26 protein-coding genes and 1 tRNA gene are annotated in these 25,009 nt (G+C 46.0%); 3 read left to right on the top strand and 24 right to left on the bottom strand.

Annotation, left to right across the window (positions count from 1 at the left end):
• The first annotated feature begins 46 nt into the window (after positions 1-46).
• A tRNA-Leu gene (locus HUE98_RS06120) sits at positions 47-131 on the top strand.
• A 199-nt stretch (positions 132-330) separates the two neighbouring features.
• On the top strand, positions 331-774 hold the full coding sequence (locus HUE98_RS06115) for a helix-turn-helix domain-containing protein (protein ID WP_241422974.1): 444 nt from the start codon (positions 331-333) through the stop codon (positions 772-774).
• A 456-nt stretch (positions 775-1,230) separates the two neighbouring features.
• Here HUE98_RS06115 and HUE98_RS06110 read toward each other — a convergent pair whose 3' ends face one another.
• The 12 genes from HUE98_RS06110 to HUE98_RS06055 form a co-directional block, all read right to left on the bottom strand.
• Positions 1,231-1,572 (bottom strand): hypothetical protein, encoded by a 342-nt coding sequence (locus HUE98_RS06110; protein ID WP_241422973.1) that lies wholly within the window; start codon positions 1,570-1,572, stop codon positions 1,231-1,233.
• Positions 1,573-1,588: 16 nt separating this feature from the next.
• Complete coding sequence (locus tag HUE98_RS06105; RefSeq protein ID WP_241422972.1) at positions 1,589-3,715, bottom strand: N-acetylmuramoyl-L-alanine amidase; 2,127 nt, start codon at positions 3,713-3,715, stop codon at positions 1,589-1,591.
• On the bottom strand, positions 3,702-3,932 hold the full coding sequence (locus HUE98_RS06100; protein ID WP_241422971.1) for a BhlA/UviB family holin-like peptide: 231 nt from the start codon (positions 3,930-3,932) through the stop codon (positions 3,702-3,704). Before HUE98_RS06100 ends, HUE98_RS06105 begins: the two co-directional genes overlap by 14 nt.
• A 31-nt stretch (positions 3,933-3,963) precedes the next feature.
• Positions 3,964-4,335: a hypothetical protein gene (locus HUE98_RS06095; protein WP_241422970.1), complete on the bottom strand. Its 372-nt coding sequence runs from the start codon at positions 4,333-4,335 to the stop codon at positions 3,964-3,966.
• A gap of 4 nt (positions 4,336-4,339) precedes the next feature.
• Positions 4,340-6,730: a phage tail spike protein gene (locus HUE98_RS06090; RefSeq protein WP_241422969.1), complete on the bottom strand. Its 2,391-nt coding sequence runs from the start codon at positions 6,728-6,730 to the stop codon at positions 4,340-4,342.
• A 746-nt stretch (positions 6,731-7,476) separates the two neighbouring features.
• Entirely contained in the window at positions 7,477-9,534 is a 2,058-nt protein-coding gene (locus tag HUE98_RS06085; RefSeq protein WP_241422968.1) for a hypothetical protein, read from the bottom strand.
• Complete coding sequence (locus HUE98_RS06080) at positions 9,535-9,816, bottom strand: hypothetical protein (protein ID WP_241422967.1); 282 nt, start codon at positions 9,814-9,816, stop codon at positions 9,535-9,537.
• Positions 9,817-9,834: 18 nt separating this feature from the next.
• Positions 9,835-10,689 (bottom strand): distal tail protein Dit, encoded by an 855-nt coding sequence (locus HUE98_RS06075; protein WP_241422966.1) that lies wholly within the window; start codon positions 10,687-10,689, stop codon positions 9,835-9,837.
• Positions 10,686-13,715 carry a phage tail tape measure protein gene (locus HUE98_RS06070; protein ID WP_241422965.1) on the bottom strand — a complete coding sequence of 1,010 codons (3,030 nt, stop codon included), beginning with the start codon at positions 13,713-13,715 and terminating at the stop codon, positions 10,686-10,688. Before HUE98_RS06070 ends, HUE98_RS06075 begins: the two co-directional genes overlap by 4 nt.
• A gap of 14 nt (positions 13,716-13,729) precedes the next feature.
• Positions 13,730-13,903 (bottom strand): hypothetical protein, encoded by a 174-nt coding sequence (locus tag HUE98_RS06065; RefSeq protein WP_241422964.1) that lies wholly within the window; start codon positions 13,901-13,903, stop codon positions 13,730-13,732.
• Between the two features lie 20 nt (positions 13,904-13,923).
• Positions 13,924-14,280, bottom strand: coding sequence for a phage tail assembly chaperone G (gene gpG / locus HUE98_RS06060; RefSeq protein ID WP_241422963.1), 357 nt, complete (start codon positions 14,278-14,280; stop codon positions 13,924-13,926).
• Between the two features lie 325 nt (positions 14,281-14,605).
• Entirely contained in the window at positions 14,606-14,878 is a 273-nt protein-coding gene (locus tag HUE98_RS06055) for a hypothetical protein (RefSeq protein WP_241420570.1), read from the bottom strand.
• A gap of 32 nt (positions 14,879-14,910) precedes the next feature.
• Here HUE98_RS06055 and HUE98_RS06050 point away from each other — a divergent pair, with 32 nt between their 5' ends.
• Positions 14,911-16,161 (top strand): IS110 family RNA-guided transposase, encoded by a 1,251-nt coding sequence (locus HUE98_RS06050; protein WP_241422696.1) that lies wholly within the window; start codon positions 14,911-14,913, stop codon positions 16,159-16,161.
• A gap of 230 nt (positions 16,162-16,391) precedes the next feature.
• Here HUE98_RS06050 and HUE98_RS06045 read toward each other — a convergent pair whose 3' ends face one another.
• Genes HUE98_RS06045 through HUE98_RS05990 form a run of 12 tightly spaced genes read right to left on the bottom strand, consistent with a single transcriptional unit; the run spans position 16,392 to position 24,981 of the window.
• Positions 16,392-17,285 carry a major tail protein gene (locus HUE98_RS06045; protein WP_241422962.1) on the bottom strand — a complete coding sequence of 298 codons (894 nt, stop codon included), beginning with the start codon at positions 17,283-17,285 and terminating at the stop codon, positions 16,392-16,394.
• Positions 17,286-17,298: 13 nt separating this feature from the next.
• A complete protein-coding gene (gene gp17 / locus HUE98_RS06040; RefSeq protein ID WP_241422961.1) occupies positions 17,299-17,652 on the bottom strand; it encodes a tail completion protein gp17 in 354 nt (117 codons plus the stop codon).
• Between the two features lies 1 nt (position 17,653).
• Positions 17,654-18,091, bottom strand: coding sequence for an HK97-gp10 family putative phage morphogenesis protein (locus HUE98_RS06035; protein WP_241422960.1), 438 nt, complete (start codon positions 18,089-18,091; stop codon positions 17,654-17,656).
• Positions 18,091-18,429 carry a head-tail adaptor protein gene (locus tag HUE98_RS06030; protein WP_241422959.1) on the bottom strand — a complete coding sequence of 113 codons (339 nt, stop codon included), beginning with the start codon at positions 18,427-18,429 and terminating at the stop codon, positions 18,091-18,093. The genes HUE98_RS06035 and HUE98_RS06030 overlap by 1 nt, the downstream gene beginning before the upstream one ends.
• Positions 18,430-18,442: 13 nt before the next feature.
• Positions 18,443-19,165 (bottom strand): hypothetical protein, encoded by a 723-nt coding sequence (locus tag HUE98_RS06025; RefSeq protein WP_241422958.1) that lies wholly within the window; start codon positions 19,163-19,165, stop codon positions 18,443-18,445.
• Positions 19,165-19,425: a hypothetical protein gene (locus HUE98_RS06020; protein WP_241422957.1), complete on the bottom strand. Its 261-nt coding sequence runs from the start codon at positions 19,423-19,425 to the stop codon at positions 19,165-19,167. The genes HUE98_RS06025 and HUE98_RS06020 overlap by 1 nt, the downstream gene beginning before the upstream one ends.
• Positions 19,422-19,712: a hypothetical protein gene (locus HUE98_RS06015; RefSeq protein ID WP_241422956.1), complete on the bottom strand. Its 291-nt coding sequence runs from the start codon at positions 19,710-19,712 to the stop codon at positions 19,422-19,424. The genes HUE98_RS06020 and HUE98_RS06015 overlap by 4 nt, the downstream gene beginning before the upstream one ends.
• Positions 19,713-19,715: 3 nt before the next feature.
• Positions 19,716-20,963: a phage major capsid protein gene (locus tag HUE98_RS06010; RefSeq protein ID WP_241422955.1), complete on the bottom strand. Its 1,248-nt coding sequence runs from the start codon at positions 20,961-20,963 to the stop codon at positions 19,716-19,718.
• A complete protein-coding gene (locus tag HUE98_RS06005) occupies positions 20,964-21,728 on the bottom strand; it encodes a head maturation protease, ClpP-related (RefSeq protein ID WP_241422954.1) in 765 nt (254 codons plus the stop codon).
• Between the two features lie 2 nt (positions 21,729-21,730).
• Positions 21,731-22,936, bottom strand: a complete 1,206-nt coding sequence (locus HUE98_RS06000) for a phage portal protein (protein ID WP_241422953.1) — start codon at positions 22,934-22,936, stop codon at positions 21,731-21,733.
• A 7-nt stretch (positions 22,937-22,943) separates the two neighbouring features.
• Positions 22,944-24,644, bottom strand: coding sequence for a terminase large subunit (locus HUE98_RS05995; protein ID WP_241422952.1), 1,701 nt, complete (start codon positions 24,642-24,644; stop codon positions 22,944-22,946).
• Positions 24,622-24,981 (bottom strand): P27 family phage terminase small subunit, encoded by a 360-nt coding sequence (locus HUE98_RS05990; RefSeq protein ID WP_241422951.1) that lies wholly within the window; start codon positions 24,979-24,981, stop codon positions 24,622-24,624. The genes HUE98_RS05995 and HUE98_RS05990 overlap by 23 nt, the downstream gene beginning before the upstream one ends.
• Between the last annotated feature and the right edge of the window lie 28 nt (positions 24,982-25,009).

Raw genomic sequence — 25,009 nt, 5'->3', positions numbered from 1 at the left:
TAGCAGTTTGAGCTATACTATACATTGTGAAAAGTCACTTTTATATGTCGGGGTGGCGGAACAGGCAGACGCGCACGGTTGAGGGCCGTGTGGTTAACACCATGTGGGTTCGATTCCCATCCCCGACACCACCTTTATCCGAATTATTAGAAATGCTTAGAGAGAAGACCTGCTTATAGCAGGCTTTTTTATTTCGGCCGAAATAAATATCTTCCTAAAAATTACTTATATGTCGAAAATAATTATTGATTATTTTTCCACCATATATTATAATTGAGCAAGCTAAATTAAATCACTTCACTAGCTAAATGAACTAGGGAGGGAGGGAACATGAATAACTTTGACTATTTCACGGCAAAACAAGTATGTAAAATTACCGGAATCGAGTATTCCACGTTAGACTACTGGGATCGTACAGGCTTTATTAAGCCCAGCTGCGCTGAAGGGAATGGGACAGGTTCAAGGAGACAATATTCATTTCAAGATCTTATTGCCATAAAAGTAGCTATGGCACTAAAAAATCAGGGCGTTACTCTTCAGAAATTAAGAAAAGTAGTAGATTACCTTAAAATAAGAAATGAGCTTGTTCACCAACCCCTTACCAACGCAATTTTAATCTCAGACGGAAAAGATGTTTTTGAAATTACTGAAAGCAAGGATATACTAGTTGATATCTTATCTGGAGGACAACTTGTATGGGCTCTAGCAATGGACAAATTTATACATAAACTAGAAATTAGGGCAAAAAGGATTTTAAGGCAGGACGCAGCTTAAATTTAAAAAAAAGGGGAGGTTTGTTTATGGACAAAGAAAATCGCCGGGGCAAGTCTTGCAGAAGCCCTACCGGCGAAGGGTAAAAAGGTTGACGACATGGTAAGCCGCCTCAATGATTGATACTCAACTTATCATCATTGTACCATGCTTTGGTCCTTCCTGGCAAGATAAAAATTTCGCCGGAGGAAGGAAGGTACTGTTAATGATCATCTTTCGTCCATGGAGAACATTGCCAAACGGCAAAAAGATTTACGCGAAAGATTACGGTCTTAAGGCTTTCCCTATCAAGATTAAGGGAAAGCGCCGGAAAAAATAAGTAGACTAAGAGGCCTCTAGGCGGTAGGCCTCTTTTTTATTTTTACCAATAAAAATGTGAATTATTCTTAATGCTGCAGCAGAAATAAAAAAGCCTCCCTTGCGGGAGGCCATAAAGGGGTATTAAATTGACAATACAGTTTATGCATAAGGGTTTTTAAATGAGTCTCTCAACCGCTGATTTTCAGCCCACTTTACCATATTATCAAAAATGCTCTGCACCAAGACTTTAAAAGCCTCTTCGCTTATAATTAACTTTAGCCAAATCGGCAGATAATTGTACCCGTTCTTAACAACCCACTCAAACTTCTCCTGCCCACTCCTCAGGCACTTCTCCCGGGCTTGTTCTTCAGCCACAAAAATTAAAACCGCAATCTTTTTCTTTGCGGCTTCGTAGTCATAGAATAAATACCCAACCAGGACCATGGTCAACAGAAGTAAGCCCCACCACTGCTGAGCAAAAATTAAAACTGTATTCATCATAATTACATCACTCTCCTTAAATGAGTTTTGTGCTTTCGGCAGCAATCAACCTCATTGATGCCTCAAGCGCATGAATTTTCTTTTCTTTCTGGTCCAGCAGTGCATCCAGCTGGCCAATATGATCTTCAAGCTCCGCACACTTGGAACAATGTTCTTCTTCTGGATTCCCAGGTTCACCATGCGGCGGTTCTTCCGTGTCCATCAAGCCTACCAAGTAGTCCCGGACAACGCTGGGCCCATAGTCAGCTGCAGGGGCCCACTTTCCGGACATTTCCTCAACGTTTTTGACCGTCCCTGCCCAGGCAATAGTGAGCACCAGGTAGTACCTTCCATGGGGCTCACCTATAGGCTCCAACCCTACATACGCTGAAATATGATTAAAGTGTGCCCTCACGCCCTCCTCCGGTGTAGAAAACTGCTGATGGTCCTCCGGCTTGTCCCCGGTGGCTTCCCTGGTTTTTATCCCGGCCCAGTTGTTGTAGCTGGCTGGGACCACTCCGGTATACCTTCCGAAGGCAGTCTCTTTTGCTGATTGGGCATAGAGAATCTCTGGCCTGATGCCAGTCTGCTCACCATAGGCCCAGTAGACCGGTGCAATATCAATGAATCTCTGGTGCGCTCCTCTGTTTCGTGCCCATTCCTTAGCTTGTCCAACAGATACTCGCGGTTCTCCGATAATCAAAGTTCCCACTGCCTCACTGGAGACATCTTCAATAAACTTTTCCCATGGGAAGTTGCTCCCCGGGCATTCAGTGGGCCGAAGGTCTTTGTGCCTTACGTGCGTTATCCCCGGAACAGCCTGGCTGATCTTTTTGGCCAGCTCCACAGCACTGGAATATTGTTCAGGCCTGGAAAGCAGGTTTTCCTGACTGAAATTCCCGGAAAGACATACCCCAATACTCTCATGGTTGTGGTGCAACGTATGAGCCCCCTGCTTATTTAGAGGTCTCCCAAGCTCTACCTGGCCAGAAAATCTGATTTGAGCATGATACCCTATACCTGGCCAACCATTATTGTTCCGGTGATATGTATTCGTGTTTGCAGCGGAACTGTCTGTGGCCACTCCGGTATGGTGCCAGATACAGTATTTCATTTTTTTAGGATCCCGCTCAGTCATGCGGCTTAAATCCATCGGAAAATCTGCCGGCTTAACCGGATACGGAAATCCTGAAAAGTCAATCATGATATCATCCTCCTCCTGTGGTGGTGCTTCTTCCATCCGCCTGATATGGGCCAGGATATCAGCTGTGACTCCAGTCATCCTGGTGTAAAAGTTTGACATGTCGGTACGTTCAAACAACAGAACCTGCTTCCCCCCTGGCATATCCCGGCTGATGGTGCCGTTAGTGTTGGCCCGGATAGATACTGATATAAACCTAAAGGGATAACTCAAATCCGGTCTTGGAATAGCCCTAAATATTCCGGCACCAAATAAATCTTTAAAATGGCCACGGATAAGCTCCCAGGGATAAAGCCCGCCCTCAGGCCTCTCCGTTGAGAGTGCCCCGATGTAAAAATCCCTTACCTGGTTACTGGCTTTTTCGAATAACTTGTCGTACCGGGAGAAATGGAAACCGGCATGCTTCATCTGTTCTCCGTCGCTGGTGTTCGGCCTGGGTAACCCTCCGTCAAAGCAGGGCACCCATACGATTTGCAGATCAGATCCCATGATGCCGGTGAAGGCAGGGGGATCGATGGCCACATTGTACTCCAATCCACCAGGAAAGTAGCTTTTCCCATCCCGGTGACCACGGGCTGGATTCTCCTGAGCATCGCCGGCAAACATCCAAACTGCCTCTATTCTTGACCGGCACAAATTTGGGTTTTGCAAGTATGCCTGCCATAGTGCAGTTACAGATCCCACCACAATGACCGTTACTTGTCCGGGAGAAGCCTGAAGAGTTTCTAGGATGTGTCCTGGCCCCTCACCATGGGGAATATTTAAGTTGCAAACCTGGTTGAGTTTTTCAACAAAAATGCTCCCCGGATGAGTAATCGGTCGGTGGGGAACGTCTATGTTAACGGCCAGCAGATTAATTTCTCCCGCACAGTGAAGGCCGTAGCATGTCATCAAATCTATGTCATCGTCTAAGTCTGATGGCTTATATACGTCAGTAGTAAGCAGCACGTTAACCATTTCCATCACTCCAGCTTCCTATTTTTTTCTCGATCCGACTTACGCCTTTTTTAATGTCGTTCACGATACTCAAATCCTTCCTGAGACAATCAATGATTTCAATCAACCTACGCTCTCTTTCACCTCCCGTTTTCAATACATAAAAAAACAGCGCTACAAATAGCACTGCCCAGATCCCCTGGCTAATTGCCAGGTCAACTATTTTACTTTCGGTGCCACCCAAAGCCATCACCACCTGGAAATAAAATGCCTTGCTACCTTGCCTTTCGTTCTGACTCCACTTCCCTCCTAAAATTCTTCAATTCTTCGATATCCTTCTCCAGCTGATCTATCCTTTTTGATTCAGGCACAATGCCTTCTTCTAAGTGCCTAAGGGCCTCTGAACGGGATACATATTTCACATCCTGACACTTGCTTTTTGTCTCAGCTGCCACAACCAAATCTTCAACCGCATACTTAATTTTTTTTGCATCAAGAAGCTTTTTTGCCTTGTTTAACTCCGTTTCGGTAAAACAAATAACACCGTCGCAATTTTTATGAAAAGGTAAATCAATTTCTTTTTCTAGGCTAACCCTAATCATCCAGCGAGCAAAGTGAACCACGCCATCTATTGTGCATATATCCATTTAATCAACTCCTGTTCCCGGCATCTGTAACAGTATCTGTACCGACATCTTGAAGGCCCCCCGCGGCATTTCCGTACAGATCATTGTTGGTAACCAAGTTTTGGGTTGCGCCGCTAAACACAGTTATTCCATAATCACCGTTATCGCGACACTTATTTGTTTGTATTTCGTTATAATTTCCCTGAACAGCTATCCCGCGTAGGTTGTTTTCTTTACAAATATTATCTGTAACGATGTTATGGTCGCTGTTTAATACATTTATACCACTCGCATATACTGACTCATTGCATGTATTTCCGTTTACGATGTTATCATCACTATCTATTAAAATGATGCCCTGGTAGCCGTTTTTGTTACTTATATTGCCATCAATGGTATTGTCGTGAGACAGGTAAAGCCCTATGCCTGCATACCCCGTTTCAACTCCTGACTGCTTACAAGTATTACCTGATACCGAGCTGTCCATCATTCTTTCGCTGTAAATACCATATCTATTGTTTCCCTTTACGATGTTATCTGAAATAATAGCAGAAATGATAGATTGCCCCACTTGCGCTACTAAAGAAATTCCCGTTCGTCCATTATTTAAGCACCTGTTTGCAGATAACAAAACATCGACTGCGCTTCCTTGAACAGAAATCCCGTGACGCTCATTATGGGCACAATAGTTATCCTGGACCTCTCCGTTTCCCGACTCAAACAACGCGATTCCTGATAATGTACTATTTTCTGCCTTGACGTTATTAACCCTAAAATCACTGCATTCCACTAATGCAACACAATAAGTGTCTCCACTTACCTGATTGCCCTTGTTAGAGTCCATAGAAATGTCTGTTATCTCAATCCCGGTTTTTTGGAACGCAACAATGCCTGATACACTTGCATTGATGTTGTTTTTGAGCTTTAATTTAGTTCCCTCTCCCTGGCCGCTTACTTTAATTTTATTTTTAGGAATATTTATGTTTCCTTCATAAACATATTCTCCTTCTAACACAACTACTCGGCCGCCTTCATCGGGCAAAAGAGATACAGCCTGAGTAAAATAGCTCTGGAAATTCTGAGCTCCAGCCGGAACTATTATATTGGCATACCAGGGTGCCCGGGACGTGTCTTCTGACGCGATAGTTACTGTCGCCGGCCCTCTGCCCCGGTCAAGCTCCCGCCGGCGCTTGTCTTTATAAGTTATGTCTCTCTTTAACCGCCTAACGTAGTCACTCCCAAGAGGGATATGATCCCCAAACGTTACTTGTGTGCTACCGGGGTCCTTGAGATATCTATGTATCCGAATTATTTTAGCATCCAGGGCAGCAATGAGGTCTTTTTTTCGGGCAATGATGTAACAAACATTGTGGAGCCTAATTTTTTCGTGGCTAAGCTGTGCCGGCGCATCTGTGAGAATGTCAACTAATTGTATCTGTTCCAGGTCGGTCACGGAAGCATCCACGGTAAATCGGGGGCGGCTTTGGTCCCCTACCTCGTGCCACGTGTCTAAAAGCAGGTCTTCTTCCGTTTCTGCCTGGCTTTCGTGCAGCCCATACCGGTGCAACATCCCCTCTTCATTATCAGCAATGCCATATAACTCCCTGGCATCCTCACATCCAACCCAGTCCTGGCCAAGGGGCTTATTGACAGGATCCCCGTTGGCCACTGACCACTCAAAATTTTTAAATGTTAGTGGGAGAGGCTCATCTGTCGCCGGGTCAATTTCCTCCCCTATTGCAACGCCCACCAGGGCAGTTTTTAGTCCCTTTCTGGTAACATTAATGTTTATCCCATGCAGGTTCCAGCCAAATTCAAACCGCTGCCCCTTGAACTCGTCATCTATTTCCAATAAGTCAACGTACCGGGTCACGTGGCCATGGCTGTCAAATTCAACCCTAAACTTTAGCCGCGCCTTATACTTTAGCTCAATTATCCGAAGAAACTGCAGTGGGTTGAGGTAATAATCATAAAAATTTTCGGTAATGGCCGTTAGCGAGGGACTGATGTATCCCAGCTGCCAGGGTGTACCAACAAGGGCTGCAGATATGACCGTTGAAGGAACAGCATTAACCAGAATGTAATTACGGATTGGGCCGTCTCCTAACTCGAAATACAGATGGTTACACTTAACGCTTCGAATATCTTCCGCCGCTGCTGACACATCTGAGTCATCAACCAAGTAAGGCTGCAGGTCGCCGTCTGCATCGGGAATTACAATACACTGCCCATCCTCGGGCCAATTTTCATAGCTGCCTGGCTCAAATATCTTCTCATGAGCATAAAGGGGGTATGAGAAAAACAGCTGGTGTTCATGAGTATTCGCATCCTCAATTGTCTGAGGATCTATGACCAACTCCGGATGCAGCTGGCACAGTTGTTTTAAGTTTTTATCCAGCAAAATTATCCTGTCCATTGTCTCAGTTCACCTCAAAAACAAAAAAGGCCGGATGGCCTTTAAAGTATAATTTACATAAAAATTTTTCTAAAAAAATTTTTATAAATATTGTCCATTTACGACGTATTTCTCTGTTTTTCTCAACTGTATACTTTTTATATACTATATTTTGTATGATTATTTAGTTTTTTCCTGCTATAATTAAATTGAAGGTCGGATGAAGTCTCTGTAGAGAGGAGCAACTATGTGCAAAATATCAGTTCAGAGGTTAACCCTGTCTCTTGAAGTGGTAAGTTTAACAAGTAGTTTTGATTTTCAAACTCTTTTTTACGTCACTCTTGCTATTTTCTTTTTTTTAGGTCCTTTGGAAAACTTAAAAACATAGTGAGAGCAAAAATGGTATTTACGCTCCTGCTCTTCATGGAGCAGGATTGACGACCTTTAAAAATTTATCATGTTACAGAGAGCAATGATGATACCATCGACGTGGAAAAAGAAAGACCCAAGCTGCTACTTGGGTCTTTCTTTTTTCCGGGCTTAGGAATTGTCGTAAATACCAATGCCTTGCTTTAAGCAAACAAGAATTGTTTGGCCATTAAGAATAGTCTTCAATACCCCCTTGTCCGGAAGGTTTGAAGAGAAGCTATTGCACTGATATCAGTCCATCATGCCCCGTCTCTTTGTGTAAAGTATATCAATAAACCCCGGGCTTTGTAAAGTCAATTGGTTATTATTTTAAAAACGTTACTCAACTCTCGCAAGTACTAAAGTAAATATCTAGCGAGAGGGAGCTCACCTAAATAAAGTGAACAACTAGCTTCAAGCTCGTCACCTACGTCTAAATCTAAGTGGTAGATTTGATGTGGGTAAAGTTTTTGCATAGTCGTATCTCTATGTTCGAGCCATACTATACGGGTAGAAAGACCACCCCTCCCTCGATTACCCTGCCCTTGACGCATTGTCTTCGCTAAATTATGCAGAGTCATTGCCAAAACAGTATCGCCCTTTTCACTTGTCCCAGTTTTATTAATAACCGCGAAAGTAGAGTTGAGGTCATACTCTTCTGATAAATAAGTGGCACTACCATCGGTTGCTATTGACGGATATTTATTTCCGATTCCAGTAACGAGTTCCTCACCGAAACTGTTGAGCCAAGGCAACATGCACAAATAACCTGCACTTGAAAAAGTTGGCTTTCTAAATATAATCTTAACTTTATAATGCACACCATTTGTTGTAATGGTGTGGACACAGTAAATATCACAAGTTATTTCACCATTATCATCGGGATGAATACCTACCATCTTTTGTATAACTTTTACTGATTTAACCGAAGTATATTCATCATCCAGCGTTGTTCTATCTATCAACGCATCATCAAAATATATCTTTTGATAGCCGTCTGTACCTACAAATACAGTTCCGTCTCCGTGGTCAGGTATAAATTTATTAGAGAACCCACTATCCTTAGGGGAAATGAGTATAGCGAATTCTTTATTACTATGTCCTACGGATGCGTTAAAAGCCACTGTAGTGTTTATACCCATATCAAGAACTAAAAATGTCCAAGCATCGCGGTATGTTGTTCCCTCTGGGTCCCGAAAAGCTATCCAACCTCTACCATGAGTGCTCCCATCTCCGGGAGGATGTTCCGGGTCTGCCCCACGATAAACTCCTGTTACAACATATGTGTCATAATCAAGCCCACTCCATAAAGGAAACGCGGAAATAGCAAGTGTTGACTGCTCCCTCCAACAACTTAGTGTTACTTGATTGCTATAATCTCCACCAGAGAATAAGAAGGTGTATCTATTCTCTGCGTCATCAGGGTTAATATTAGCCCACCCCCTACTGGTTCCTCCCTCAGGCGGATTTTCGGGGTCATCACCAATAAATGTTCCTACCAAAGTATGCTCTTCATAGGCTAAATCCAAGAATATTTGTTTATATTGGTCCTGGGTTCCAGATGAACGCCACGTACTTATTTGAACTTTGTTTTCTGTATCGCAGTCAATAACAAATTCCCACACACCACCACGATTATCGGCATAATGTCTAAATCCTATTTCTGTACCTGTGAAAGTTATGGTCATAGTTGCCCCAACTTCTGATGTGTGGGAGTTTGGTGCATGGGCAAGTATCCAATTACCAGTTCGACTGTCCATATCACGTTGGTCTTGTGTTATATTAGCGTCTAAGTAAAAATCCCAAATACCGCCCCTGTAGTCTCTTGGGAGCTGAACTTCAACTCCGGTTCCAGTAAAAACTCCCTCAAACCGAGCACCCGGAGTACCTGTCCAAGCGAAAGGCAGGTGTGAATGTGTAAAATTACCAAATTCAGTATCCGAGTCATAATTCTTCCTGCTCAATATTCCTTCCATAATACCGACTTCGCCCATCTGTATATTGGCGAATTTGATAAAATCGTCATTATGGTCTTTTACAAAGTCGTAGATTGCAGCTTTTTTTCCTCTTAATGGAACCGCTACTTGTAAACTTCTATCCCCCAACATTTTAGCATAAATGTGTTCATTAACTTGATTATGTTTACGAACTTCATTCACAAAATCCACAGTATTTTGTTTAACTTTTTTATCAACTCTATCTAACCTATTATATAACAAGGGTTCGCTACCGCGAGCTTGAACCAATTCCGCATCACTAGTTCCACTTTCTAAAATAATCCCATCTAACTGCTGTTGAGTTTGGTTAGATTTAAACTCAGCGTCCTCTGATTTATTTTTTGCTATAGTAGCTTTGCTGTCAGCAAGTTGAGCTACTATTTGAGCTCTCTTGGATTCTAAATACGCGAGAATATTCACCTATACCACCTCCACCCATGCAGTTCCGTTCCAATACAACACTGTCAATGTATGGTCTGCGTTCACTCTTATCCCTAACGCCCTGTCAAAATCGGGTGTCGGTTCAGGGTCAGAATGTAGCCAAGGCCCATACTCAGGAATATTCCCCATTAATTGCATATGCCCCGGGTCGGTTTCGGTAAATATCTCCGTCCCGTCGGGTTTGGTTATTGCTACCCTGAAACGCCGGATATTCTCCACCGCATCAGTCACAATTTGTCTAAGAAGCGGAGTTAAGCTCATGCAAATCACTCCTAATTATTATTTAAATTTTTCCCGGAAGGTAACGGATAAATCAACGATATCCGGCTCCGGAGTAATCGAAAAACCCCCAGGCGGGAGCTTAAAAAACGTAGACGTAAATGTCACATGGGGTCGCGCATCTACGTCATTTACCAGCACTAACCGCCTTGAGGTATCAATGTATATGCTATCTCCTGCCCCCAGGTCTTGGATAATCGAAACAAATCCTCCGGCCTGCGAGGTTGCCGTGAAGCTGGCAGTGTCTAAAACGCCCTGACTGCTTACACCCAGCAAATAATCAAAAAGCTCCCAGACCGGGGCATCCAGGTCAAACTCGTAGTCCAAATCTACTTCATGGTCCAAATCCACTTCGGCGTCCAGGTCATATGCGTGGTCCCATACTTGGGCAGAGATAATACAGGGGGTATCAGCTGTGCCGGAATTAACACCAGTGCGGGGAGTGGTCTTTGCTTGAATCCCCACCGCATGCCTGGATGGGTCCATCATCAATACCCGCATAACACCATGCTTTACTATTTCTGCCATGCGTATTTCTGAGACCAGCACAGCCATATACCTTTTGTCCGGCTCATCACTAAAAATCAACGGTCCAGGTTGCTTGGTATCCAACCATGAGGCGATGTTGCGTACATACCCTGCTCGCTCCTCATAGGTTTTGCCCCTGACTGCTATTTCAAAGCCGACTACAGCGGGGTGACCGTCATAGCCCTGGAACAATGCGCCATCAAGGCCATGAATATAAAGCAATCGAACCTCCCCTCCCGGGGAAACGGGTCGGTCAATGCTCTGCAGTACTGTCCTGCCAAAGGCAGGATCCGTATTCAATATTCCGTTGTAGCTTACTGTTCTCACGCAAATACCCCCTTTGGACGGCCACCGTCAGAAATGCTCCCTGAAAAGGACTGGTCTATAATTCGCGCTACAGTCGGGTCCTTCAAAACTTTTAATAAAAATACTTTCAGATTTTTTTCGCTAACATGAGGCGGGACATTGGATAAATCTATTTCATGCCGAATAGTAGCTTCTGTTTTTTGCGTTGCGAGATGTTGGTATTCCGGCTTGTGCGTTGGAAGTATCGTCTCCCCACCATGGGCCATAATTATCTGAGGTGAACCGATAGGGCCTGGGACGGTACCGCCGGTGTCAAAGGACGGCATTGGATAATACTGAGGCATACCCCCAAAACTTATATTACTTAAAACCCCTTCCAGTCGTTTCCGCAATACCTGCCATTTCGATAAAACCTGGCCTGTATGCCAGTCCACTTCATTTAGGTGTGCCCGGGAATTATTTTGTGCTTCAGTTACTATTGTGCCGTGCATCCTCTCGACTTCTGCTACTACTCCATCGCGCTGGGTCTTAGCTCCACGAATCATTCTGGTAGCCGTTTCGTCTGTGATTTCCCCTAAATCATCGCGCATGAATATAATCTGCTTTACAGTTTCCTGGTATTGCCTTTCAGCTTCCGCAACGGACTTGTCCCGCTGCTCAATGCTGTTTGCCACCACCGCTGCAGCCTGCCTCGCGGTCTGAATTTCACCTTCTGCCCTCATGCGCTCCAGGATTGCTCTTTGTTCCAGCTCGGTCTCAGAAAGTGCTCCGATTGCAACTTCCTTCATATCCTGCCTGATTTGGTCAATCTCCCTCTGCTCTTCACGGGTCAGTCCGCGGTTTTCGTTCGATGCGTTTTCCAATATCTCCAGGATACGTGCACTTTGCTCTTCGATGATTCCCTTCCGGTTTTCGTAGCCCTCTTCCAGAGCATTGAGCATCTGTTCTTGCTCTTCTTCTGTTATGTCAGACGATTCTGCGAAAAACTTCTTTAAAGCCGCAATGCCCTCAACTCGGCTTTTTTCAAGCCCTGCAATTATTTGTTCCGACATATCATCGAAGTTCTTGCCTAAGGTTTCGGCCATTTCAGCAGATACCTCTGTCCCCGACCAAGCAAGCATCTTTAAGCTTCTATCGGCTTCATCGTATAAGTCTAAAAAACTGTTTATTGCCAGCTCGGTGGTTTCGGAAACCTCGTCTCCAAACTCCCTTATCGCTGGGATAGCATCCTGCTTCATATGTTCATGTAGTTTGTATGCGCCGTATCCAATGCCGGCGATTGCGGCTACTGCAAGGCCTGCGGGCCCTAGTACTCCCAGCAGCCCTCCACCAAAAAGACCTACGCTGCCCGTGGCCGTAGTGGTAGCTGCAGCCATTGCCGTAGTTGCAGCAGTTTTTGTGCCGATGAATTTAGCAGCAGTACCGGCCATTTTAGCCAGTGACCCCACTGATCCAGTTAACTTGCTGGTGACCATCAGTACAGGCCCAGCAGCTGCGGCCAACGCAACAAACTTAAATATATTTTGCTGCGTTTCTTTGTCCAGGCTGGCGAACCATGATGCCAGGCTTTCTACCTTCCCTGCTAATTCCTCCACCATCGGGATTACCACGTTTGTAATGGTGGGCCCCAGGGTTTCATACATGGTTAACGCCGAATCAATTAATCTATCCTTCAGTAGGCCCAGCTGGTCCCAAAGATTTTGGATCTGCTTTGAGGCTACCTCATCTGTGGTGCCGGCTGCATTTCTCAGCTCCTTCTCGTATTCCCGAAGAGCATCACTGCTACCCAGCAGAGTTAAAATCCCGCGCCGTGCCCGTTCGTTGAATCCCAGCTGGGCCAGCTCAGCACTTCTCTGCTCGGTGGTCATTCCTGCAAAGGCCTTCTCCATATCAAAGATAATGTCGGCCATATTCCGCATTTCGCCCTGGCCGTCAAAAACTTCAATGCCCAGCGCTTTAAATTCTTTTGAGCTCTTCCGGGCCCTTTCCTCAATGCCTTCGATGGTTCGGGCAAGTATGGTTCCAGCTTCAGAACCTTTAAGGCCCTGGTCAGCAAATACTGCCAAGATTGCAACGCCTTCTTCAATTTCTTTGTTCATAAGTGTAAGTGCCTGGGCACCTTTATTAGTGAGAGAAAGCGCAAACTCTTCTACTGCAGCGTTTGCCAGGGTATTTCCCTTAACCAGCACGTCAGATACCCTGGTCATGTTCTCCATGTTCTGAGTAACATCATCTACGGAAAGGCCCAGGGCGCTCTGTGCGTCTGTTAAAAGGTCGGTAGCCCGGGCCATATCAAATGCGCCTGCCTGAGCAAAGGCAGCCACTCTCGGCATTGCTTCTATCGCCTGGGTGGCATCTAGCCCGGCAGATGCCAGGTAAAAATAACTTTCTGCCGCATCGGTAGCGCTAAAACGAGTTGTTTTGGCAACATCCCGAGCGGCCGTCTCCATGTCTTTTCGCATTTCATCAGACACGTTACCCATGATGGCCAAAGAACCGGTCATAGATTTTTCAAAATCAGCTCCGAATTTTACGATAGCAGCGGTTCCGGCTATAACGGGAGCGGTAACATTCCTGCTTAAGGACCGGCCCGCTGTATCCATTTGCCTGCTAACATTTTGGAGCCTTGTTCCTGCAGCATCAAGAGAGCTGCCCACTTTTGTCCATGCGGATGACTGCCGGGCCAACTCAGCGTTTGTAGCTCTCAACTGAGCATCCAACTTGTTGTATTCTGCCACAGCCCTGTTGAGCCTTACCTCAAGCTTTTGTGTCTCTACTGCATCCCGGCCCTTCTCTTGGACAGCCCTTGCATGTTCCTGCTGAAGCTTGGCCACTCGGGTGCCCTGGATCTGCATCTGCTTTGAGAGAGCATCAGATTTTAATTTTAGGCCTTCTGTGCCTTTGCCAAAATCGTTCAGCCCGGATGAAGCGGCGGCGAATTGTGTCTTGGTTAGGTTCATTTCCCGGCTGAGGCCGGCCATAGATTTTTCTAAATCTGAATCGTCAATGGCCAGCTTTGTAACCAGACCAGCAACTTCAATGTCCATAAGTGCTCACCCCCCTACATCAGCCCAAGGCTGTCAAACTTGGCCAGATCATCATCTTTCTGTTTTTTCTCTGTCCGTCTAAGCAGCTTAAAATAATAAAAGATGTCCATTTCATCAATTTGAGTCAATGTCCATCCTTGCTTTAAAAGTGATAGATAAAATTCTTCCATCCAGTCAGTCCATTCCATGGGGGCTGCAGTGTCCCCCTCTATACGTTTGGGTCAGGCTTACCTTCCTCATTGTCAGTTTTGGTCACTCCAAAAGCCTCTTCTCTGCCGGTTTGAACCAATCTTTTAATCCGGGTATATTCCGGCACAGCTTTATAAGATTCAACACCGTCAAGAAATTGTTCAGCCGTAAACTGATTATTAAAAACTTCTGAGACATACTCCGCTGCAAGCTCAAGGTCTTTGATGCGATCGTAGTTCTCAAAATTCTCTGCCCCGGCTTCCAGTAGTTCTTGAAATTTTTTATCGTATTCAAATGTCCTGCGTAAGATCCGAGCGGACACAAAGGGCTGGATAAAGGTTTTCTCTTCGTTGTCAACACGTAGCGTTATTTCCATAAGTCATCCTCCTTGTATACTATGAGCAGCAGACGATTTGGACGTAAATTTCCAGTTCGTATGGTGCTCATTTGTTCTTTGAAAACTTTATACAGAATCAAATTTATTGTTATCTAAAGTACTTATGATCTTTTTAAAAAGGATTAAAAAAATTAGTAGTAGGGGTTGTGAATATGTGGTCAACGCGAAGTGTTGTCCAAGCAGTTCGTGGGGTCTGTGGGTAACTCGAAGAGTTATCCATCAGAATCCACAACTGCGGCATATTCACAAGCCTATCAAACAATACGTTTCCGCTTATCATATCAAAATAATTTGAAAATAGGGTTTACAGTCCTGGGATGTCTTTGGGAAAATATAGCCATAGGTGTCTACCAAGGGAATGTTCAATCTCCTCCCGTTGCCCCGTTATCGGGTGTCTTCCTTTTTTAGAGTGTTCCCCTGGCCCCATGTTATAGACCAACACGCTGACTGTTTCCCGGTTGCCCCTCTCTCCTGCCAGCAGAGGGAGACCAGTGCACCGAGGGGAACCGGTGTATTCCAATAGCTCGCAAGGCTGTCGTTCATGGGTTTCCCAGGGACATCCCAGGACTGTAGACATCACATCCTTTTTCTTAAGGAGGTGAAACAACGATGACTATACCTTTGTTTGTCGGTATTGATGTAAGCAGCAAGGAAAATGTAGTATGCTGTTTAACCGATGAAGAAGAGAAACGAGCTTTATGCCGCTTTACTGTTCTAAATAACCGACCCGGTATCATGGAGCTGCAGAAACGGATTAATCAGCTGGTAGATAAGCATAGTTTTGATGAAATTCGTTTTGGACTGGAACATACCGGCTGCTACTCGACTCACGCCGCCATATACTTACATCGGCATTTAGATTTTGGGTGCTCTAATGTTAAAGTCTATATGTTTAACCCGAGCCTAATTAAGGAGTATAAAAAGTCTCATTTCCTTTCCCCCCCTAAAAATGACCGGGTGGATGCCTGGTATATTGCCGCCAAGGTTCGGTCCGGCCACTTACCTCATCCCTTCACCTGGAGTGAACCGATGATGGCACTGCAGCGGCTGACCCGGACCAGGTACCATCTCATGAAGGCACTGGTAAGAGAAAGTAATTTCCTTATGACCAACCTGTATTTAAAATGCAGCGATTACACGCTTGTTTTTGAAAACAAGCTGTCGGCAACTTCTTTGGCCGTCATGGAGGAGTTTGAATCCTCAGAAACTTTAGCAGAAATCTCTGTGGACCAGCTGGTGGAATTTTTAATCCAGCATGGTAAAAATCGATTTGATGATCCTCAATCTGTGGCTAAGGAATTACAGAAAGCAGCTCGTTCTTCTTACCGATTATCTAAGGCTATGGCTGATTCTGTTAACCTGGCTATGGCCTCCAGTATTCGGGTCATTCGGACAATTCAGGAACAGATTAAGTCTATAAAAAAGGCTATCGAAGACCATTTAAAAACGATTCCTCAAACTCTAGATTCTGTCCCGGGGATCGGTCCTATCTTTTCTTCTGGTATCTTGGCTGAAATTGGTGACATCCACCAGTTTGCCAGCCATAAGCAGTTGGCTAAGCATGCTGGCATTGCCTGGACTGAGAATCAATCGGGAAACTTTACGGCCAGCCAAACACGGCTAATTCACTCTGGTAACCGCTATTTGCGATATTACTTAATGGAGGCGGCTAACAGTGTTCGGGTGCACGACCCTGTTTTTGCAGAGTATTATGCCAAGAAAAAGGCAGAGCCGAAACAGTTCGCCCATAAACGGGCCCTTGCTCTTACAGCACGTAAACTGGTACGGTTGGTCTTTCATCTGCTAAAGACGAACCAACTCTACCAACCGAGAGGAGGAAACCAACAAGAAATATTATAAAGATTAGCTGCGATTCCATCCACCCATAATTTACCGTTAATGTAATTTTAGTACTGTTAATTTGGGTGGCTTAGTTAAGTGATGCCTTTTTTGAGCAAGCACCCCCTTAACAACAGTGAATTTCTTAAATAATTTCCAGTTAACTACTTGACATCACACCGCTGCTCTAAATGTAAAATAAAGAGAGGGGCCCGAAGCCCCTCTCCCTTAACTGCATCTATGTCCAAGTTCTAAGTTCCTAATTCAGTAATAAATGTGGTAATCTTGGGTGCTTCCAGGGAATTGCCGGCTACGTCCTTCACGCCGGTGGTAACAATGGTGGTATAGGTTTCATCGTTTCCGAGATCGCCTGCTGGGGTAAGGGTAACAACGGTTGCGGCAGAATTATAGTCCAGTGCACCGGCCACTTGCTCCATGCTAGAATCCAGAAGCATAAAATTACCAGAGTTAATTGTGTTGGTCCTGATAGGCTCACTGAATGTCCAGGTTACCTGGGTGCCTACTTCAACATTATTGGCTAAATTCGCAGGAACAACAGTTACAACAGTCGGCGGCACTTCATCAGCATCTTTCAAATAAACCGCATCGAACCAGTCGTCAAGAACTGCTTGCGACACCCCGGGATCTCCTTCGTTGACTACTGATTGCCAATCTCCATCTGTTTCCCGTGGTAAAAAGGTTGCGTTAATTGTCGTGGTCTGATATGATGCTTGCTCTGTTTTTGTGTTTGCATTTTGCTCTTCCAGCCTAAATTTACCTTTCAGTAACCAGACATATCGATATTTGTGGTTTGCCATCTTTCGTTTGTACCCTATCGCTACATAGGGCGCCTCATCCTCTTTGCTTCGGATAAGCACCCCGTTCGCATCAATGGCATGCCCCAGCAACGCAGCTAAGTCCGCAGTCGGAATGTCAGCGAGGTTAAGCGAAAGCGCTATGTCTCCCAGCGATGTAGCCATGTCATAGGCTATATCGTCCGCATATAGCGTGCTGCTGTTTGTTGTAGGGGAAACATTTGCTGTTATGCTGCCTGGAATATGGGCCGGAGCCTCATACGATTCTGCTTCCACATCATCCATCACGGCATAATGAAAATCTTTTAAGCCTATTGGGATGCTCTTCATCTAATCACCTTCCTTAAAATTTTTGACGATATCTGAGGGCTTTGTGGTGAATCCCGGTGTCCTGTTCATAGAACTCCTGCTTTCCGGATCGGCGCCAACCGTTCTCCTTCATGGTCTTGTCAATTTCCTCAAATATCGCCTGAGTGTCTTCCTGGTTCCATTCGTCCACCTGCAGAACTGACTCATCCGACATAGGCTCATCGTCTGCATAGTCACCGTTATTTCTATCAATTTCAAAAAGGGTTACCCGGGGAAATTCATCCCCATCCGGAGCGGGTCGCTTATAAACCCGCTTGCCCCCGAGAAGGTCAATGAGGTCAGCGTTCTGCAGTAACTGCTTGCGGACTTCTTCTTTTGTGTCTCTCACCTCACCTACCCAACCCCTTCCGGAATTCCTCAATTAAGACAGTCAGTGCCTGTCCCTTTTTTGCATGGAACGCCGGCTCACACCATGGCCTTGCTTCAATCTTTGATGAGCCGAATTCAAAAAACTTTAAGTAAAAGTATTTAGAGCTATCTCCCGGCTGAATTCCCGTTAAGATATATTTTTGCCCATCCTTCCGGATAACACGGCTCAGCTTAATGTTGTCAGCTGCGTGCTTTCCGGTCCGCCAGCTCTGGCTTCCCGATGTAGGCTGCCTGGGTGACCTGCTTCGAGGTGCCCGGGACCTCATCTCATCAGCAATAATTTCACTGCCCTTTTTCAATCCCTCTCTTTCAAGCCTTACAGATCCTTCACCTAAGTGCTTCCGGATATCCGCCAGTAGTTCATCTACTCCATGGAGTTCTATCCTTCCGCCTCCCATTATGGCCCCCTCCTTGTCCCAGGCCGGTTGCCTGGGCCGGTGCAAATTAGTTCTAAGAACCCGTTCCCTCTATCATAGGAACGGTAGACGGTATATTCCTCGCCTTCTTCTGCAGCAGGGTATTTGACGGTCTTCTCTCCCTCGTATTCCGATGAACGTATTTCAAACGCGATTTCGGGACGCAATCCGGATGCGGCTGCTTGGTAAAACTCTGTCTGGCGCACGCTTTTTTGGTTTGCCGGAACAAGGCGCTCCTGGGGAGTAATAACAAGATCATCATCCTCATTGTGGTCATGGGTAGTTTTAACCAGGTAAACAGCATCCCTAAAAAATGCCATGTCTCATCACCGCCTATACTTCCTGGACCATAACTAGTGTAGCGTCACCATCATCAGGCGCCTCAGCTGCATCCAGTTTAATCCGACCACCTAAGAAGCGGGGCCAGCCATCAAAGGGGCCAAGAACTATTATTTTGTCTGGGGCAGCAGTCAGTGAAAAAGCATTGATAACTTCTGCCCAAATATTTACCTTGCCCCCGGTAAAGTTTACCGGCTCGATTGCTTCGGTAAATGGAGTAGAGCCGTTTCCGGAAGCTTCAGCACTGAAATTTTCCAATTCTCCAACAGCTACAGCAATTAGTGCTGCTGTATTTTTGGCATCATCCGGAATAATTTCTTCGCCTTCTTCTTTTAGTGCCAGGGCAACAATGATTATTTTGTCTGCCAGGGTAACCTCAAGATCAGTGACCTCTTCAGCTTCCGGAACCACTACCTCAATACCGCATTCCTCTCCGTCGGGGCCGGGCCCATCTACCGTAACTGTAACAACCCCGTTGTCGCCTTCCCCAATCTTAGCCGTGGCCTGAGCATCATCTGTCCTGAGATGCTCTTCCAGGGTAATTGTCAGGGCTTTGCCGCAATCAGTATTATCCACGGCTATTTTCACGGGACGTAGAGAGCCTAGCGGGACATTAACGGCTGCCTCTGTGGATTCTCCGTCCCACTCAATTTTTTCAGATATAAGCCCTGCCGCTGCTCCTTGCCTGATTTGCTTCCAACTTTTTGGCAGGCCCATTATCCTTCACCGCCATCAATTTCAGATTTCCTTACTTTGCGCCCATCGGGGAGCTGATACCAACCGCCGCCCAAATTAATGGGTTCGGCGCTGTCCCCCTTAGGTGATGGCGGAGGGTCTTCGGCTAAAGTATCTCCCAGCGCCTTCGCTTCCTGGAGAAATTTTATCCGCTTTTCATCCTGGTGCTCGTATATATCACCGGGAATATACAGCACTTTAGTGTATTTATCCCGGAATTCCTTTGTAACTATTGCTTTCACTCTGCCTCACCTCCATCTCCGTCGCTCCGCATTTGTAGGACCATGCCTTCTACAGACCTGGCAAGGTCTCCCGTCGGATCTCCGTCGTAAAATATTTTTACTTTAATTGCTACTGCCAGCGCATACAGGGCCATTTCATTTTCTTCCGTTTGGCCCACCTGTTCCACCCCTGCGTTTTTTAGGGCTTGCTTGGCTCCCAGGATAGCCAAAGCGAGGGTGTTGCCACCCCCGCTTTCAGAATATCCTAACAGTTCTCTAACAAACTCCTCCAGATCAAATCCTGCCATGGCTTATAGGCTTTCTACGACTTTGGCAATGCGGAAGGCAGATGCGAGTTTTTTCCTCTGATCCAGCCATGCGGTCAGCACCCAAATGTATTCCCCCTTGTCCACGTCCTTATCAGAATCGTAGATGGTGGAAGGATCGTAGTTTAAGTGCATGTAATTGAAATCGCCTACAATGGGCCGGCCGTAAATTCCGTCAGTATCGTAGATGGCAGCGGCATCAGAGAAGAATACGGGCTTGCCGATTACTTCTTCGGGCTGCTTCCCGTACAGGTCAACGGCACCATTACTTAGGGCTTTTATCATGGTCACGTAATCGGAGTAACGCATGCATACCTGAGCATTCTCCCGGAAGTCCTCATGCAGAGCAGCGATGGCGTTGGTGATGGCTTCAAACATGTCTTCGCCGGTGACCTCTTTGATAACGGAGGCGCTTTGTGCGTCAACTTCATAGAATGTCATGTGCTTTTCTGCTGCTACTACGGGGCGAGGCGAGGTCACGGGGTCAGTCACAGCCCCATGAGCAAAGGATACTTTCCGCTCTTTCGCGGCTAGGCCGGAGCGCAGAGCATTCTCGACATACTGCACCAGCTCAACATCGGAACCGTGAAGCACTGTGTCGGAAAGTCGAACTTTCACCTTGAACTTGAACTTACCAAATTCAACCTTGTCACCAGTTGTCTCGATTTCTTCCGCAGTGCCTGCGTCAGTGATGAAGTCGCAATCATCAAGCTCAAAAGCTATTTTAGGCAGCTCCAGGCCTTTAATTGCAGACATTCCGATTTTTCCGCGAAGCGGATTCTTTACAAAAGGCTCATGGATAACTTCGTTAGACAGGGTGGTCGGTAAGAAATTTTCTCCACCGGTACCGCCACCGGCAGGCAGTGCCCGTAGGGGAGTTGTGGTGGCCAGGATTTCTTGCGCCTCGGGAGAAATCTCTTTCCCTAGCACCTTTGCCCGGATAAACTCAGCCTTGGCGGCAATCAGTCGCTCTTCATCATTTTTGGCACCCTCAATGCCGTTTTTCCTTATCTTGTCGTGAAACTGCTTCTTTTGCTCTTCTTCCATGAAGTCATGCTCACTCTTGATAATATCGAAGCGTTTCTGCAGCTGCGCCTTTTTCTTCTCCAGGGCATCTACATCTTCCAGGCTGGCATTAGGATCGCCGGCCTTCCTCATAAGTTCGTTGTTTACCTCTTTAAGCTCGGCCCCAACAGTAGCCAGACTCATTTTCAGTTCATATAGAGTTGCCACTTAAATCACTCCTAATATAAGATTTATTGTTTCATCATCTTGCCTGCATTCTTTAACCAGTTTTTCTCTCCGGTCCTTGTCTAATCGACATTCCCCCTTATCGTGGTCGTTAACTTTTTCAAGAATCTCTTTAATCTCTTCTGGCACATTTTTGTAATGTGCGAACAGCTCTGTGCTGACGGAAGCCGCTATTTTTTTTTCTTCCAACAGCTCATCACAGAAACCATAGTCAAAGCATTCCTGGGCTGTAAGCCAGGTTTCATCATCCAGTAGCTCCGATAATTTTTCTTCTGCGGTTTTCCCATCCAGCTTGGCCATATAGGCTGCTACGGTGCTCTGGCCAATCTTGTCCAGATCGTCAGCCATCTTGCGAAATTCCTTGGCATTCCCATAAGCAAAGGTCCATGGCCAATGAATCATCATCATGGCATTGGCAGGCATAGAGACTTTATCCCCGGCCATGGCTATCATTGAAGCGGCTGAAGCAGCAACACCATCCACATACACGTTTTTTTGTGCTGAGTGCCTTTTTAAGATGGAATATATCGCCTGGGCCTGGAATACTGAGCCGCCCAGGGAATTGATGTATAGGTTCAGGGTTTTTATCTCCCCAAGAGCCTTCAGGTCATCCTTGAAACTGTTTGCGGTCGTGTCTTCGTCATCCCATTTCCACGAAACAATATCGCCGTAAATATAAAGCTCTCCGACATCATCTGCGGAGGCTTTAAATTCCCAAAATTTCTTTTGTTTTGGAATCGATTGCACTGCTAATTCACCTTCCTTTCATCAATCGGTGACAGGTCTCTGCTCATGAAAAGCTTATCCCCGCCTGGTAACGGCGGCCTGTCTTCCAGCGCCCTTGCTTCGTTCGGGGTTAGTTGCCCGGAGCGGATCCCTTTGAAATAAAACTCTCCGCGGGTTTTCATATCGCCGCGAAGAAGGGCATTGACGTTAAACTTAAAATATAATCCCTGTTGCCGCTCCCGGTCTGTCAAGAGTTTTCGGTTGAATTCTTTCTCATACTGGGTGCATATAGGCACCAATGTCCCCTGCGTATACTCCAGCTGCAGCTGTTCCATGCTGGAGAAGCTCACCCCATCTGCTTCCCCTAGCATATGCGGTGACATAGTGTAGACCACTGCCACCCGGGTGCGGGTAATTTTTTCAACCTCAAAAACATTAGTATCAAGAAACTTACGGTCAATTGGAGTGATTTCAGTCCCTAATTCCTGAATAAGCACTCCACCGTTTTCTTGATAGAAGGTTTTAAAACTGTCTAGTGTTTCCTCTTTTTTATCTTTACTCAGCTGTGTGGCAAGTTTGAGAATAAAAGATGCCTTGACTGCACTGTCCAGCTGTTCAAGGCTGAATTCCTTCACTTTGGCGTCGAAATCAATAGTGTTCTTCAACACGTCAATCGGACTGATGCCTTTATGCCCGGTAGCATGGATATGCTTTACGTGAAGCATCTCCATGTTATGGACGTAATAGGCGCCGTTATCGCCTTCGACCTCATACCATAATTCCCGGGAATCTTTTTCGATTACCGGGGTTACTTTACCCGGGTCAAGGATCCAAAGTGCCCTCACCTGGTATTTGCTGTCGTAGTCTTTCAGGGCGTAACCATTTCCGCTTGTGTTCCGGTGGGTTTCCATGGTTCGGATAAAGTCAAATCCAGTCATGTTTGGGTTAGGAGAATTTATTAAAAGGTCTGCATTCCTGCCGTAGGCCGGGTTAAAATCCTTATAAAGCTTCAGCGGCAGGCTGGCCATTGAATTTGACAGCTTTGATACTGCTGCAAAAATAGTCTCATTTGTGGCTAGAGTATTGCTGGCTTTTCGGGTAAAAATGTTGTAGGGCTCAAACCAAGACCGAAACCTGTCAAAAAGATTGTCGCTCCCCTTGTCCTGGCTCAAAAATTTTTCTAAGAGGTAACCAGCCACCTTTTCTTTCATGCGTCGCCATAATTTCACAATGTTTTCACCTCCCTAGAAGGTCTTTGACCGACACAAAGCCCACCCCGCCAGTCTCTTTGGGAGCGGCCATTAGCTTCATGGTTTCAGTGTGAGCGTTCAACCAGGCGGCGAAACCGTCTATTTTGCGGTAGCGGTTCTGCTTTGTGGGAAGCCAGTTGTTGTTACGGTCCTTTACCAGTCTGATATTGTTTAAATACCATCGGAACAGTTTGTTCCGATTAAATACCGCCTTTCCATCCAGAAGCATTTCTTTTATGTCTTTGAGAGCCGGGCTTAAGGTTGTAGCTCCCTGCCTGACCACCTTTGTCCATTCTTCCCCACCGTAAGCTTGCAGGTCCTGGACTAGGCGGTAAGCATTGGCCGGGTCGTATGTAATTAGCATGATGGAATATATTTTGGACATCTTAATAAACCAATCGTATACATAACTGTAATCAACGTAATCCCCCGGGCAGATGGTTAAGAGGCCTGCCTCTTCCCATTCTCGGAAAGGGAGTTTTTCATTGTCCATCAGAACCTTTCGCATCGGCACAAAGGAATGGGATATAATTTTAACCCTGCCGTCCTCCAGCGGAAACTCCAGGCAGGAACTAGTGAAGTCCTCTGTTGACGAAAGGTCAAAGCCGCCGATGCAGTTAGCGCCGGTCAGGGTCTCAGGGTCAATGTAATCGCTGTTGCGTTTTATTACCTCAAGGTCGATAAAACTCTGTTCATCAGACTGCACAAAAATGTTTAATCTTTTGGTTATGAAGTCGTTTTTCTCAGCTGGGATATGCTTGCGGCTTTCCCATTCCTCGATCATGTCTTCCAGCAGGACCGTTACCCCCAGATTAGGGTTGGACTTAATCCATGTGCTAGGGTCATCTACCTCATCGTCTTCATCCAGCTCGGCCATGTAATAAAAAGACCGCTCATCCTGGATTACTCCTTCCAGGACATCTGCGCCCTTTTCGTAGTAGTCCATAAGCGGACCGTCCAGCTGGTAGCCGGCAGTAGTGATGTAGAGAAACAGCGGTTGCCTCCTCGCGCCGGAACTGTTTTTAATAACGTTGATAAGCTTGTAGTTCTTATACTCATGTATTTCGTCGAATATCCCCAGGTGGCAGTTCAGGCCGTCAAGCTTTTCTGAATCTGATGCCTGGGGTTCTATTTTTGAATTTGTTTTGTCAAAATAGATGGCGTCCCGTAGAGCCCGAAAGTGTTTTTTAAGAACCGGCGATTCCTTGACCATGGCCTTACATTCATCGAAGGTCAGCCGAGCCTGTTTCATGGCGTTGGCCAGCGGGTATATCCTGGCACCTCTTTCGCCGTCTTTTGATGCACCATAGAGGGACAACCCGGAAACCTTCGCTGTCTTGCCCTGCTTCCTGGCCACAAAAATAAGCCCCTCTCTGAATCTCCGGAGCTTAGTTTTTTTGTGGATCCAGCCGTAAAGGGATCCGATTATGAAGTGCTGCCAGGGCTGAAGGTCTAGCTTTTCGAAGTCTCCCTGGGATGGCTTGCAAAATTTTTCTATAAACTCAATGGGGCGGTAAGCCCGTTCTTCGTCAAAAACATAAGGAAAATCTTTTGTCCCCTGCCGTGCCAAGTCTTTTAGGTGCCGTTTACAGGCTAACTGCACTTTTCGGCAGGCTGTGAGGCGACCGGCCACCACGTCTTTTGCGTATTGAGTTGTTTGTAGTTTAGAAGTCTTCGAAGTTGTCACCCTGAGCCACCGCCTTAGACACCTTCTTGTCTGAAGCCGGTGTGAGCTTGAGTTCGGCCTGGAGCTTGCGCTGCTGCTCTACGATTTTGAGAATGGATCCCACTGACTTATTTTCACGGTACATTTCCTGGGCGCCATTTTTGAAAAGCTCGACTACCCCACGGTCTTGAACGTCTTTAAAGTGGTCCTGCTTCAGCTGTTCCAGGAGAATCATGTTGTCGATAAGCAGGAGTGTCTTTTCATTGAACTGATTGCTGGCTTTTAGCTCCTCTGCCAGGATCCGAAACAGTCTCCTTGCATCATAGTTTGTTATGTCTCTTTTGGGATTGACTCTCACGGGTGACACCCCCTTGCATTTCAGATTT

The organism is Candidatus Contubernalis alkalaceticus (assembly GCF_022558445.1).
Lineage (GTDB): Bacteria > Bacillota > Dethiobacteria > SKNC01 > SKNC01 > Contubernalis > Contubernalis alkaliaceticus.
This window is presented reverse-complemented; position numbering and strand designations above follow the sequence as displayed.